This window comes from Streptococcus sp. UBA4344 (assembly GCF_002393675.1).
Lineage (GTDB): Bacteria > Bacillota > Bacilli > Lactobacillales > Streptococcaceae > Streptococcus > Streptococcus vicugnae.
The window spans coordinates 18,323-30,767 of sequence record NZ_DGTE01000024.1; the positions used below are offsets into that span (position 1 = coordinate 18,323).

Genomic DNA, 12,445 nt, shown 5'->3' on the forward strand with positions numbered 1-12,445 from the left:
TAATATATTTAAATTAATCGAATAAAAAAAGGCGAAAGGTGCGCCAACACCTTCCGCTTTACCGAGTAAGAAACGGTCCTTCTTACTCAGTCTTTAACTAATGATATAGGATAATATCCATCATGTCAAGACTGAGCAAGAAAATTGTTCAGTCTTTTTAACTACCTCGGTGCTTGAGTTCTCTATGTTTTTAACTATTTTTGAGCTTTCTAAAAAATTCTACCACATACATTTACCATAATCAGTTTGTCAAATTGCATAATCTATGATAAAATGAAAAGGTTGAATTCTAGCAGAAAGTTTTGAATGTATGCGTAAAATTGTTATTAATGGTGGCAAACCTTTAAAGGGAGAGGTTGCTATTTCAGGTGCTAAGAATAGTGTTGTAGCATTGATTCCTGCAGCTATTCTATCTGATGATATTGTTATTTTGGATGGTGTTCCTGCCATTTCCGATGTTTATAGTTTGATTGAGATTATGGAAGTGATGGGAGCTAAGATTAAACGAGAAGGCGAAACGCTTGAAATCGATCCACGTGGTGTTAAAAATCAACCAATGCCATATGGTAAAATCAATAGCTTGCGTGCTTCTTACTATTTCTATGGTAGTTTACTTAGCCGTTTTGGTGAAGCAACTGTAGGTCTTCCAGGTGGTTGTGACCTTGGACCTCGTCCGATTGACCTTCACTTAAAAGCTTTTGAGGCAATGGGAGCTAAAGTATCTTATGAAGGCGAAGCTATGCGCTTGGCAACAGAAGGTGACCCAATTCATGGTGCTCACATTTATATGGATACTGTTAGTGTTGGTGCAACGATTAACACAATGCTTGCAGCTGCAAAAGCAAAAGGGCGTACAATCATTGAAAATGCAGCTCGTGAACCAGAAATCATTGATGTTGCGACATTGTTAAATAATATGGGTGCTCACGTCCGAGGTGCAGGTACTGATATGATTACGATTGAAGGTGTTGACAGCCTTCATGGAACACGTCATCAAGTTATTCCTGACCGTATTGAAGCTGGTACTTATATTGCTATGGCTGCAGCGATTGGTGAAGGTGTTCGTATCACAAATGTTCTTTATGAACACTTAGAGAGTTATATTGCAAAACTCGAAGAAATGGGTGTTCGTATGACAGTTGAAGAAGATGCTATCTTCGTTGAAAAACAATCAGTATTGAAAGCTGTATCAGTTAAAACATCACCTTATCCTGGTTTTGCGACTGATTTACAACAACCAATTACACCATTGTTGCTAGCAGCTGAAGGTCGTGGTACGATTTTAGATACAATCTATGAAAAACGTACAAACCACGTTGCTGAATTGGCAAGAATGGGTGCGGATATTTCTATTGTTGGTGGACGTATTGCTTACCAAGGCCCTAATAAATTAACAGGTGCACCTGTTAAAGCATCAGACTTGCGTGCTGGTGCAGCGCTTGTAACAGCTGGTTTGATGGCAGAAGGTCAAACAGAAATTACCAACGTTGAATTTATTTTACGTGGTTACTCAAATATTATTGAAAAATTAACAGCCTTAGGTGCTGATATTAAATTAATCGAAGAGTAAAAAGGAGCCTTAGGGGCTTCTTTTTTGTTTAGACTCTCTAAGGTGTATCAAACCAATTTTAAAAGCCGTGTGTTATAATAAAGTCATGGATATTTGGACGCATTTAGGACGATATGCTTTTTTTGAAACAGAACGCATGTATTTACGTCCTTTTACATATAAGGATAGTCAGGATTTTTTTGAAATCTGTAGCAATCCTGATAATCTTCGCTTTATTTTCCCAAGTCGCGCGACGCGTGAAGAAAGTGACTTTCTCATGGTTCATTATTTTATGAAGGAACCACTTGGAGTTTGGGCGATTGAAGATAAAAAAACTCGTAAAATGATTGGTTGTATTCGTTTTGAAAAATTAGATGCCAATCGTTTAACGACAGAAATTGGTTATTTTATGAACCAAGCATTCTGGGGAAAAGGGTTAATGACTGAAAGTTTAAAAACACTTGCCTTTTTGAGTTTTCATGAGTTAGGCTTGAAGGAGTTGCATGTGATTGCTCATGCAGAAAATATAGCGAGTCAGCGAGTAGCGCAAAAATCAGGTTTCACTTTGAAACATCAATTTAAGGGAAGTGACCGCTATAGTCGAAAAATGCGCGATTATGTTGATTATCAGTTGAGTAAAGGTGACTATCGTTATGAGTAAACATCAGAAAATATTAGACTATCTGGAGAATTTAGCCGTTGGAAAGCGCGTGAGTGTGCGCAGTATCTCGAATCATTTAAATGTTAGTGATGGGACAGCCTATCGCGCTATCAAAGAAGCTGAAAATCGAGGAATTGTTGAGACAAGGCCTCGAAGTGGTACGGTTCGCATTGAGAAAAAGCCAGCGGTTCATATCGAGCGACTAACCTATTCAGAAATTGCTCGCATCAGTGATTCAGAAGTTCTGGCTGGTAAAGCTGGGCTTAGTCGAGAATTTAGCAAGTTTTCAATTGGAGCGATGACACAAGAAAATATTTTGCGCTATTTAGTTAAAGGTGGTCTTTTAATTGTTGGGGACCGAGAAAACATTCAGTTACTAGCGCTTGAAAAGCACAACGCTATTTTAGTAACTGGAGGATTTTCAGTTTCTGAAGCTGTTATTCGCTTAGCTGATGAACTTGGTATTCCTGTTATGGTAACTAACTATGACACTTTTACTGTTGCGACAATGATTAACCATGCTTTGTCTAACCTTCGTATTAAAACAGATTTAACAACGGTTGAACAAGTTTATCAAGTTAAAGCAGATTATGGTTTTTTACGCGAAGGTGATACTGTGCGTGATTTCAATACCTTGATTAAACAAACAAAGAACGTGCGTTTCCCAGTTGTTAATAGTAAAAATGTGGTTATCGGCGTTGTTAGTATGCTAGATGTCGTCGATAAAGATAATAACGTTGATATTAAGAGCATCATGTCTCGAAATCTAATTGTTGCAAAGCCACAAGCAAGCTTAGCTAATATTAGTCAAAAGATGATTTTTGAAGATCTTAATATGCTTCCTGTTGTGGCAGAAGATTTGACCTTGCTTGGAGTGATTACAAGACGACAAGCTGTTGAGAATTTACAAAATCTACAGCATTCTAGTCCATATACATATAGTGACCAGATGTTGTCTAATTTGAAGCAAGAAGATGGTGTTTACCAGTTTATTGTTGAGCCAGCTATGATTGATCATGCAGGGAATTTTGCGCAGGGTGTTCTGACAGAATTTATTAAGGAAATCAGTGTTCGTGTTTTAACTAAAAAACATCAAAAGAATATCATTATTGAACAATTAATGCTTTATTTCTTGCAAGCTGTTCAGATTGATGATCGTTTGGTGATTCAACCAAGTATTATTACAGAAAAACGTCGTAGCTCGGTGATTGATTTTGAAATTCTTTTAGATGATCAAATTGTCGCCAAAGCTCTGGTAACGACAAAAATCAATTAATTTTTTCTATCAAAAAGTGACTAGAACGTTACCTTTTTGACAGTTTAGTAACTATCGGTGTATAATTAAGGATACCGAAATACTTTTTACAGAGTTTATTATAGGAGTATATATTTATATGATTACATTGAAATCAGCTCGTGAAATTGAAGCAATGGATCGAGCAGGGGATTTTCTTGCATCTGTTCACATTGGTTTGCGTGAATTGATTAAACCAGGTCTAGATATGTGGGAAGTTGAAGAATATGTCCGTCGTCGTTGTAAAGAGGCAAATGCTCTCCCGCTTCAAATTGGTGTTGATGGTTCAATCATGGATTATCCATATGCAACTTGTTGTGGGCTTAATGACGAGGTAGCACATGCTTTCCCACGTCATTACATTCTAAAAGAAGGCGATCTGCTTAAAGTTGACATGGTTTTAAGTGAGCCGCTTGATAAGTCAGTTGTTGATGTATCAAAATTAGACTTTGATAATGTTGCCCAAGTTAAAAAATATACTGAATCATATTCTGGTGGTTTGGCTGACTCATGTTGGGCATACGCTGTTGGTGAAGTTTCAGAAGAAGTTAAAAATCTGATGGATGTTACCAAAGAATGCCTTTATATTGGTATTGAAAAAGCTGTTGTTGGTAACCGTATCGGTGATATCGGTGCAGCTATTCAAGAATATGCTGAAAGCCGTGGATACGGTGTTGTTCGTGATTTGGTAGGCCATGGAGTTGGTCCTACAATGCACGAAGAACCAATGGTACCTCACTACGGTAAAGCTGGTCGCGGTCTTCGTTTACGTGAAGGTATGGTGTTGACTGTTGAGCCAATGATTAATACAGGAACATGGGAAATTGATACTGACATGGAAACTGGCTGGGCTCATAAAACCCTTGATGGTGGTCTCTCATGTCAATACGAACACCAATTTGTGATTACAAAAGACGGTCCTGTTATTCTAACAAGCCAAGGAGAAGAAAGAACTTACTAAGATGCAGCGAAAGCAATTCTTAGACAAATTATGGTCTAAATTAGAGTGGCAACCGCTACAAGTTTATTTAAAACATTATCGCAGTGCTGAGATTGACTTATCAGCAATTGCTGTAGCTTATTATTTACTGCTAACAGCCTTTCCTTTGATTGTCATAGCAGCTAATATTTTCCCTTATCTGAACATTGATATTGATGTTTTGTTGGCGTTTATGAAAAAGAATTTGCCAACAAATCTTTATCCTTCTGTATCAGCTATCACGGTTGATATTTTCTCAAAACCTTCAGGTGGTATTTTGGGAGTTGCCACTTTAACAGCATTTTGGACTATGTCTAAATCATTGACCTCTCTTCAAAAAGCAATTAATAAAGCATATGGTGTTGCGCAACACAGAGATTTTGTTATTGGGCGATTGGTGGGAGTTATCGGAAGCCTTTTGATTCTATTCTTGCTAACTTTCGTTTTAATCTTCTCAACTTTTTCAAAAGCTGTTTTGCAAATCATCAATTCATATTATGATTTGAGTGATACGATAGCTACTGTAATTTTGCATCTATCACAACCGGTGACGGTTATAACTATTGTTATTGGATTGATGTTACTGTATTTTATTCTACCTAATGTAAAAATTCGTCGTTTCCGTTATATTTTACCTGGAACGATTTTTACATCAATCGTCATTGTGTTCTTGAATAATTTGTTTAGTAGCTATATTCTACGAACATTTGAACGAATGGTAGATATTAAAACATTTGGATCTGTCGTTATCTTTGTTTTAATGTTGTGGTTTATTTTTCTTGCGCATATCTTGATTTTGGGAGCTATTTTCAATGCAACTTATCAAGAACTTCGTCAAGGTAAAATGGAAAGTAGACGAGGTGATTTGCTGTCTATCTTAACACAACGAGGCAAAAAAAAATAACACCTTTTTAGGTGTTATTTTTTATCTTTGAAAACAAGTAATTTACTAAAAACATAGTTTAAAACGATGATTAATACTTGTGAAAAGAGTGTCTCGATAGCATTGACCATTGAGATGTTATCATTAACAAATTGTCCAATGATGTGTGGGAATTTTGTTACCAAGAAGTAAGCCAAAGCTAAATCGAGTACAAGCGTTGATAAGCGAGCAATAGTGAATTTGACCAAACGTTCAAACCAACCTTTACGAACTTGATTAAAGACAAAGTAATCGTTAGTAAAGAAGGCAAATATAATGGCTGTAACGTTGGCAACCACAGCAGAAAATGTTGCCGATGTGGTTAATGAAAAGATAGCTAAGCGTGTTCCCATGTAAACAAGTGTTGCTAGGACACCGAAAAAAAGATACTTAAAAATTTCGCTAGTGATTAATTTTTTCATAGGTCTACTATATCAAATTTTATGAATTTGTGCTATACTTTTAAGCGTTGTCTAGACAACCCTTGGCGCTTATTTCCCTTTCGCCAAGCATATTATAAACGTAGAAGGGGACTTCTAACGTTAAAGGAGAAAATTGATTATGAAAAATTTCACGATTCGTGATTTTGTCCAAGTTGCTCTTGTCGCAGCTCTTTATATTGTTTTAACAATCACACCGCCATTAAATGCTATTTCTTATGGTGCTTATCAATTTCGAGTGTCAGAAATGTTGGCCTTTTTAGCCTTTTACAATCGAAAATATATCATTGGTTTGACAGCTGGTTGTATGATTGCTAACCTTTATAGTTTTGGTTTGATTGATGTTCTTGTTGGTGGTAGTCAAACATTTATCTTTTTGACTTTAGGGGTTATGCTATTTAGTCGTTACAAAGATCAATATGTGTTTAATGGTTTGTTTAACAAAGCATTTTTCTATTTTTCACTCTTATTTGCAGCATCAATGTTTACAATCGCTTTAGAATTGTATGTTGTTGCTGATGCGCCATTCTTGATGACATGGTTTACGTCAGCAGTAGGAGAACTTGCCTCTCTTCTCATTGGCTCACTTATCATGGATAAATTAGGAAAACGCCTTGATTTAACAGCATAATAGAAAAAATGAGCTTCCATTTTTGGAAGTTTTTTTCTATACATAATAAAAAATATAATTCAAAAAAATGATAAGTTTTAAAAGGTATTTTTTTACAGATGTGATAAAATAGTATATATGAAAGAACGTATTCAACAGTTGGTTGATGAACTCAACCAGTATAGAAAAGAGTATTATACACAAGACCAACCAACGGTCTCTGATAGTGAGTATGACAAGCTCTATCGTGAATTGGTAGAGCTTGAAAAGGCTAATCCAGAATTGATTTTACCGGATAGTCCGACACAGGCAGTTGGTGGCCTTATTTTAGATGGATTTGAAAAATATCAACATGAAATACCTTTGTACAGTTTACAAGATGCTTTTTCACGTGAGGAATTAAATGATTTTGATCGTCGTGTGAAATCAGAATTTCCAAATGCTTCGTACATGGCTGAACTCAAGATTGATGGTCTTTCAGTTTCTTTAGTCTATGTTGATGGTGTTTTGCAAGTAGGTGCCACACGTGGCGATGGTTCAGTTGGCGAAAATATCACTGAAAACGTTAAACGTATTAAAGACATTCCACACAAATTAGAGCAGCCATTAACGATTACTGTACGTGGTGAGGCTTACCTGCCAAGAGAATCTTTTGATAAGATTAACGAAGAACGTCGTGAAAGTGGTCAATCTGAATTTGCTAATCCTCGAAATGCCGCAGCTGGGACTTTACGTCAGTTAAATACAGCGGTTGTTGCCAAACGTAATCTAGCAACTTTCCTTTATCAGGAAGTGGCTTCGACAAGCATGACGACTCAAAATGATGTTTTAGAAGAACTATCTCGCTATGGTTTTTCAGTTAACCCAAGACGTATTACGACTTCTTCTATGGATGACATTTGGAATTTCATTCAAGAAGTAGCAGCTGAGCGTGACAATTTGCCGTATGATATTGACGGGATTGTTATTAAGGTTAACAGCTTAGCTATGCAAGAGGAACTTGGCTTTACCGTAAAAGCACCACGCTGGGCCATTGCTTATAAGTTTCCAGCTGAAGAAAAGGAAGCTGAGATTTTATCAGTTGATTGGACGGTTGGACGAACAGGAGTTGTAACACCGACAGCGAATCTAACACCTGTCCAACTAGCGGGGACAACAGTTAGTCGTGCGACTTTGCATAATGTCGATTATATTGCTGAAAAAGATATTCGCATTGGAGATACTGTTATTGTTTACAAAGCGGGAGATATTATTCCAGCGGTTCTTCATGTTGTTGAGAGCAAGCGCGATAAACAAGTGCCAATGCCAATTCCTAAGGTGTGTCCATCTTGTGGTAGTGAGCTTATTCATTATGAAGATGAGGTGGCCCTTCGTTGTATTAATCCTCTTTGTCCAAGCCAGATTCAAGAACGCCTAACACATTTTGCTAGTCGTGATGCCATGAATATTACTGGTTTAGGTCCTTCGATTGTAAAAAAACTATTTGCTGCGGATTTGGTACATGATGTTGCGGATATCTATCAACTGACTGTTGAAGATTTATTAACGCTTGATGGTTTTAAAGAAAAATCTGCTGAAAAACTTTATAATGCTATTCAAGCCTCTAAAGCTAATTCAGCTGAAAAATTATTATTTGGTTTAGGAATCCGTCATGTTGGTGCTAAAGCAAGTCGTCAGCTTTTAGAAGTTTTTGAAAGTATTGAAAATCTAGTAGCGGCAGATGAAGATGCTATCGCTAATATTGATGGTCTTGGAACAGTTATTGCTAAGTCATTGCGCAGCTATTTTGCCAAAAAAGAAGCAGAAGACCTTTTGGCAGAATTAAAAAATGCTGGTGTTAATTTTGCTTATCTTGGAAAGAAAGTTTCTAAGGATGCTCAATTGGCAGGATTAACAGTAGTTTTAACAGGAAAACTCCAACGCTTAACGCGAAATGAAGCTAAAGAAAAGTTGCAAGATTTAGGAGCTAAAGTTACAGGCAGTGTTTCTAAAAAGACTGATATTGTCGTTGCAGGAGCAGATGCTGGTTCAAAATTGACAAAAGCCCAAGCCCTTGGAATTGAAGTTCGTGATGAAGCTTGGTTAGAAAGTTTATAATCTTTTTGAGGTATTAAAATGGTCAAAAAACAAAAACGAGCACGTTTAATCTATAATCCGACCTCTGGCCAGGAAATTATGAAGAAAAATGTTGCCGAAGTGCTAGATATTTTGGAAGGCTTTGGTTATGAAACATCAGCCTTTCAAACTACACCAGAAGAAAATTCAGCTCGCGATGAGGCAAATAGAGCTGCTAAAGCAGGTTTTGATTTGGTTATTGCGGCTGGTGGTGATGGAACGATTAATGAAGTTGTTAACGGAATTGCTCCGCTACCTAAACGACCAAAAATGGCAATTATTCCAACTGGTACGACAAATGACTTTGCGCGTGCCCTAAAAATTCCTCGCGGAAATCCAGTTGAAGCTGCAAAAATTATTGGTAAAAACCAACTCATCCATATGGATATTGGTCAAGCGCGTGAGGATACTTATTTCATTAATATTGCTGCGGCTGGCTCATTTACAGAATTAACTTACAGTGTGCCAAGTCAGCTAAAAACAATGTTTGGATATTTAGCCTACTTAGCAAAAGGTGTTGAGCTTTTACCAGGTATTCGAACTGTTCCAGTTCGTATCAAACACGAAAAAGGTGTTTTTGAAGGCGATGTGTCAATGATTTTTGCTGCCATTACTAATTCTGTTGGTGGCTTTGAACAAATTGCGCCTGATGCCAAGCTTGATGATGGTAAGTTTACATTGATTTTAGTGAAAACAGCCAACTTGATTGAGATTTTACACTTGATTCGTTTGGTACTTGATGGTGGTAAACATATTGGTGATAAACGTATTGAATATATCAAGACAGATTCCTTGGAAATTGAACCATTATCAGATAAGAAGATGATGATTAATTTGGATGGTGAATACGGTGGAGACGCTCCAATCAAACTTCGTAACCTTAAAAATCACATTACTTTCTTTGCTAATACAGATGAAATTTCAGATGATGCCTTGGTTTGGGATCAAGAAGATTTGGCACTAGAAGCGATCGCTCAAAAATTCGCTCATGAAGTTGAAGATTTAGATGATTCAATGGATAAGTGATTGAAAAGTATAACTTGCTATTTTAATATTAGAATGAGGTTTTATTTTACTATGCTCAAACAAGCATAAAAACAGTTTTTGGACATTCTGTCTAATTTTGTGTTTTCCAACATGATTTGTATAGAAAATCTACCATAAAATGTTAGTAAATAATGCTCAAAAAGCCTAAAGGGAAGCGGATTTAGCCGTTTTCCTTTTTGTATTGCAAAAAAACTAAACAAAGGTTAAGTATAGTCTGGGAAAACGTTTCCGAAAACGGTGATTTCGTTGACAATTCCTTAAAATAGGACTAAAATAACGAAGTAAAAAATTTTAAAAGGAGATTCATATCATGTTGAATTTAAAAATCTTAGCACTTGGTCTTGCCGTACTAGGAGTTAGTCTTGGTGAAGGTATCCTCGTTGCCAACATTGCAAAATCTGCAGCACGTCAACCTGAAATGTTCAGCAAATTGCAAACACTTATGTTCCTTGGAGTAGCCTTCATCGAAGGTACATTCTTCGTCCTTCTTGCATCTACATTCTTCGTTGGATAATTCTAACTAAGAACTTTTAAAAAGAAGGAGGGATAAAGTTGGAAACATCTGTAAATCCAACAGCGCATGTCTTTGGTATTGAGTTTGACTTAACCATTTTAGCGATGTCTCTCTTGACGGTGATTATTTCCTTCGGTATCATTTTTTGGGCAACTCGAAAAATGACTTTAAAACCTAAAGGAAAGCAAAATTTCATTGAGTATATCTACGAGTTTGTACAAAATACGATTAAGCCTAATCTAGGAGAATACACTCCTAAGTACAGCTTGTTGATGTTTACGTTCTTCTTTTTCATTCTGATTGCTAACAACCTTGGGTTGGTAGTTAAATTGGAGTCTGATGATTATAACTTTTGGACATCTCCAACATCAACTTTTATGGTCGATTTTACACTATCTCTAATCATCGCGATTGTTGTCCATGTTGAAGGTATTCGAAAGAAAGGTGTTAAAGCATATTTGAAAGGTTATCTAAGTCCTTTCCCAATGATGCTCCCAATGAACATCTTAGAGCAACTTACTAACGTATTGTCACTTGCTCTACGTTTATTTGGTAACATTTATGCTGGTGAAGTCGTTACTGCTTTGATTGTAGGCTTTGGTACAAAAAGCTTAGTTTTTGCACCATTGGCATTTGCCCTTAACTTGGCTTGGGTTGCTTTCTCAGCCTTTATCGGATGCATTCAAGCATATGTATTCACTATTTTGTCATCTAAATATATCTCAGAAAAACTCCCAGAAGATGAGGATGAATCTTAAGAAAGGAATAATCAATGGAAACACTAATCAATAGTACAAGTATTGGTAATATTATTATTACTGCTGGTTCAGTGATCCTTTTGTTGGTTCTCATCAAACTTTTTGCTTGGGAACAATTGACAGGGATCTTTACCGCTCGTGAAGAAAAAATTGCTAATGATATTGATGGTGCAGAAGCAGCACGTAAAGAAGCAGAAGCTCTTGCTGCTAAACGCCAAGAAGAGTTAGCTGGCGCTCGTACTGAGGCAACACAAATTATTGATGATGCCAAAGAAACTGGTAAAAATCAAGAGGCTAAAATCGTCGCTGAAGCACGCGAAGAAGCAGGTCGCTTGAAAGCTAAAGCTAATCAAGATATCGAACAAAGTAAAGCAGAAGCTCTTTCAAGTGTTAAAAGTGATGTTGCTGATTTGACTGTTCTTTTGGCAGAAAAAATCATGACAACAAACCTTGATAAAGAAGCTCAAAGCAATCTCATTGATAGCTATCTTGACAAGCTAGGAGATGCCTAATGGATAAAAAGACACAAGCTCTTGTTGAGCAATATGCGAAAAGTCTCGTAGAAATTGCTATTGAAAAAGACAGTTTAGCTGAACTCCAATCAGAAACAGAAGCTTTGTTGTCTGTTTTTGAAGAGACAAACTTAGCTGACTTCTTGTCAAGTTTAGTCGTTTCACGTGATGAAAAAGTAAAACTTGTTAGGTTGCTTCAAGAGTCTAGTTCAGTTTACATGAACAATTTTCTTGAGGTAATTTTACAGAATGAACGAGAAGCGTTCTTGAAAGCCATCTTAGAAGGTGTTCAAAAAGATTTTGTTATCGCAACAAACCAACACGATATTGTTGTAACAACTGCGGTAGCTTTAACTGATGAACAAAAAGAACGTATACTAGCTTTGGTAGCTAATAAATTTGGAGTTACAGCAGGAAAACTCGTTGAAAACATTGATGAATCAATCCTTGGTGGTTTTGTCATCAATGTTAATAATAAAGTAATTGACACAAGTATTCGTCGTCAATTGCAAGAATTTAAAATGAATTTGAAATAGAAAGTGGTGTGACTTTTGGCAATTAATGCACAAGAAATTAGCGCTTTAATTAAAAAGCAAATTGAAAACTTCCAGCCAAATTTTGACGTCACAGAAACTGGTGTTGTCACTTATATCGGTGATGGTATCGCTCGTGCTCGTGGTCTTGATAATGCCATGAGTGGAGAACTTCTTGAATTTTCAAATGGTGCCTTCGGTATGGCTCAAAACCTTGAGTCAAATGACGTTGGTATCATCATTCTTGGAGACTTCTCTACAATTCGTGAAGGTGATGAAGTAAAACGTACTGGTAAAATCATGGAAGTACCAGTAGGTGAAGCTCTTATCGGTCGTGTTGTTAACCCACTTGGTCAACCAGTAGATGGTCTTGGTGATATCAAGACAACTGCTACACGTCCAGTTGAAACACCTGCACCAGGCGTTATGCAACGTAAATCAGTTTCTGAACCACTCCAAACAGGTCTTAAAGCGATTGACGCTTTGGTTCCAATTGGACGTGGTCAACGTG

At 36.8% G+C, this 12,445-nt stretch carries 13 protein-coding genes, 1 pseudogene and 1 riboswitch; of the genes and pseudogenes, 13 read left to right on the forward strand and 1 reads right to left on the reverse strand.

Annotation, left to right across the window (positions count from 1 at the left end):
* Nucleotides 1–310: 310 nt before the first annotated feature.
* From B4D49_RS04625 to B4D49_RS04645, 5 genes are all read left to right on the forward strand, one after another.
* A complete protein-coding gene (locus tag B4D49_RS04625; RefSeq protein ID WP_286783394.1) occupies nucleotides 311–1,570 on the forward strand; it encodes a UDP-N-acetylglucosamine 1-carboxyvinyltransferase in 1,260 nt (419 codons plus the stop codon).
* Between the two features lie 85 nt (nucleotides 1,571–1,655).
* Nucleotides 1,656–2,210, forward strand: coding sequence for a GNAT family N-acetyltransferase (locus tag B4D49_RS04630; protein ID WP_286783395.1), 555 nt, complete (start codon nucleotides 1,656–1,658; stop codon nucleotides 2,208–2,210).
* The gene (spxR, locus tag B4D49_RS04635; RefSeq protein WP_199544327.1) at nucleotides 2,203–3,486 is read left to right on the forward strand and encodes a CBS-HotDog domain-containing transcription factor SpxR; all 1,284 of its coding nucleotides are present in this window, start codon (nucleotides 2,203–2,205) and stop codon (nucleotides 3,484–3,486) included. Before B4D49_RS04630 ends, spxR begins: the two co-directional genes overlap by 8 nt.
* 118 nt (nucleotides 3,487–3,604) lie before the next feature.
* Nucleotides 3,605–4,465, forward strand: coding sequence for a methionyl aminopeptidase (locus B4D49_RS04640; RefSeq protein WP_004231028.1), 861 nt, complete (start codon nucleotides 3,605–3,607; stop codon nucleotides 4,463–4,465).
* Nucleotide 4,466: 1 nt separating this feature from the next.
* Complete coding sequence (locus B4D49_RS04645) at nucleotides 4,467–5,387, forward strand: YihY/virulence factor BrkB family protein (RefSeq protein ID WP_132869850.1); 921 nt, start codon at nucleotides 4,467–4,469, stop codon at nucleotides 5,385–5,387.
* A 14-nt stretch (nucleotides 5,388–5,401) separates the two neighbouring features.
* Here the strand turns inward: B4D49_RS04645 and B4D49_RS04650 are convergent, their stop codons facing one another.
* Nucleotides 5,402–5,827, reverse strand: coding sequence for a GtrA family protein (locus B4D49_RS04650; protein WP_132869849.1), 426 nt, complete (start codon nucleotides 5,825–5,827; stop codon nucleotides 5,402–5,404).
* 28 nt (nucleotides 5,828–5,855) lie between these two features.
* Nucleotides 5,856–5,963: riboswitch (PreQ1 riboswitch) on the forward strand.
* 3 nt (nucleotides 5,964–5,966) lie between these two features.
* Between B4D49_RS04650 and B4D49_RS04655 the strand changes: the two genes are divergently transcribed.
* The 8 genes and pseudogenes from B4D49_RS04655 to B4D49_RS04690 form a co-directional block, all read left to right on the forward strand.
* On the forward strand, nucleotides 5,967–6,476 hold the full coding sequence (locus tag B4D49_RS04655) for a QueT transporter family protein (RefSeq protein WP_199544323.1): 510 nt from the start codon (nucleotides 5,967–5,969) through the stop codon (nucleotides 6,474–6,476).
* A gap of 117 nt (nucleotides 6,477–6,593) precedes the next feature.
* The gene (gene ligA, locus B4D49_RS04660) at nucleotides 6,594–8,552 is read left to right on the forward strand and encodes an NAD-dependent DNA ligase LigA (protein ID WP_286783396.1); all 1,959 of its coding nucleotides are present in this window, start codon (nucleotides 6,594–6,596) and stop codon (nucleotides 8,550–8,552) included.
* 18 nt (nucleotides 8,553–8,570) lie between these two features.
* Entirely contained in the window at nucleotides 8,571–9,596 is a 1,026-nt protein-coding gene (locus B4D49_RS04665) for a diacylglycerol kinase family lipid kinase (RefSeq protein ID WP_199544320.1), read from the forward strand.
* 331 nt (nucleotides 9,597–9,927) lie between these two features.
* Nucleotides 9,928–10,131, forward strand: coding sequence for a F0F1 ATP synthase subunit C (locus B4D49_RS04670; protein ID WP_039697151.1), 204 nt, complete (start codon nucleotides 9,928–9,930; stop codon nucleotides 10,129–10,131).
* 38 nt (nucleotides 10,132–10,169) lie between these two features.
* Nucleotides 10,170–10,889, forward strand: a complete 720-nt coding sequence (gene atpB, locus B4D49_RS04675) for a F0F1 ATP synthase subunit A (RefSeq protein ID WP_286783397.1) — start codon at nucleotides 10,170–10,172, stop codon at nucleotides 10,887–10,889.
* 14 nt (nucleotides 10,890–10,903) lie between these two features.
* Nucleotides 10,904–11,401, forward strand: a complete 498-nt coding sequence (gene atpF / locus B4D49_RS04680; protein WP_074481980.1) for a F0F1 ATP synthase subunit B — start codon at nucleotides 10,904–10,906, stop codon at nucleotides 11,399–11,401.
* On the forward strand, nucleotides 11,401–11,937 hold the full coding sequence (locus B4D49_RS04685) for a F0F1 ATP synthase subunit delta (protein ID WP_286783398.1): 537 nt from the start codon (nucleotides 11,401–11,403) through the stop codon (nucleotides 11,935–11,937). The genes atpF and B4D49_RS04685 overlap by 1 nt, the downstream gene beginning before the upstream one ends.
* 15 nt (nucleotides 11,938–11,952) lie before the next feature.
* Nucleotides 11,953–12,445: pseudogene (locus B4D49_RS04690) on the forward strand (F0F1 ATP synthase subunit alpha); the annotation flags it as partial.

What these genes read in the sequence shown, in the direction of transcription:
- ligA (WP_286783396.1), top strand. Translation starts at nt 6,594, where the DNA reads ATGAAAGAACGTATTCAACAGTTGGTTGATGAACTCAACCAGTATAGA.
- B4D49_RS04655 (WP_199544323.1), top strand. Translation starts at nt 5,967, where the DNA reads ATGAAAAATTTCACGATTCGTGATTTTGTCCAAGTTGCTCTTGTCGCA.
- spxR (WP_199544327.1), top strand. Translation starts at nt 2,203, where the DNA reads ATGAGTAAACATCAGAAAATATTAGACTATCTGGAGAATTTAGCCGTT.
- B4D49_RS04630 (WP_286783395.1), top strand. Translation starts at nt 1,656, where the DNA reads ATGGATATTTGGACGCATTTAGGACGATATGCTTTTTTTGAAACAGAA.
- B4D49_RS04665 (WP_199544320.1), top strand. Translation starts at nt 8,571, where the DNA reads ATGGTCAAAAAACAAAAACGAGCACGTTTAATCTATAATCCGACCTCT.
- atpF (WP_074481980.1), top strand. Translation starts at nt 10,904, where the DNA reads ATGGAAACACTAATCAATAGTACAAGTATTGGTAATATTATTATTACT.
- B4D49_RS04685 (WP_286783398.1), top strand. Translation starts at nt 11,401, where the DNA reads ATGGATAAAAAGACACAAGCTCTTGTTGAGCAATATGCGAAAAGTCTC.
- B4D49_RS04640 (WP_004231028.1), top strand. Translation starts at nt 3,605, where the DNA reads ATGATTACATTGAAATCAGCTCGTGAAATTGAAGCAATGGATCGAGCA.
- B4D49_RS04645 (WP_132869850.1), top strand. Translation starts at nt 4,467, where the DNA reads ATGCAGCGAAAGCAATTCTTAGACAAATTATGGTCTAAATTAGAGTGG.
- B4D49_RS04670 (WP_039697151.1), top strand. Translation starts at nt 9,928, where the DNA reads ATGTTGAATTTAAAAATCTTAGCACTTGGTCTTGCCGTACTAGGAGTT.
- B4D49_RS04625 (WP_286783394.1), top strand. Translation starts at nt 311, where the DNA reads ATGCGTAAAATTGTTATTAATGGTGGCAAACCTTTAAAGGGAGAGGTT.
- B4D49_RS04650 (WP_132869849.1), bottom strand. Translation starts at nt 5,827, where the DNA reads ATGAAAAAATTAATCACTAGCGAAATTTTTAAGTATCTTTTTTTCGGT.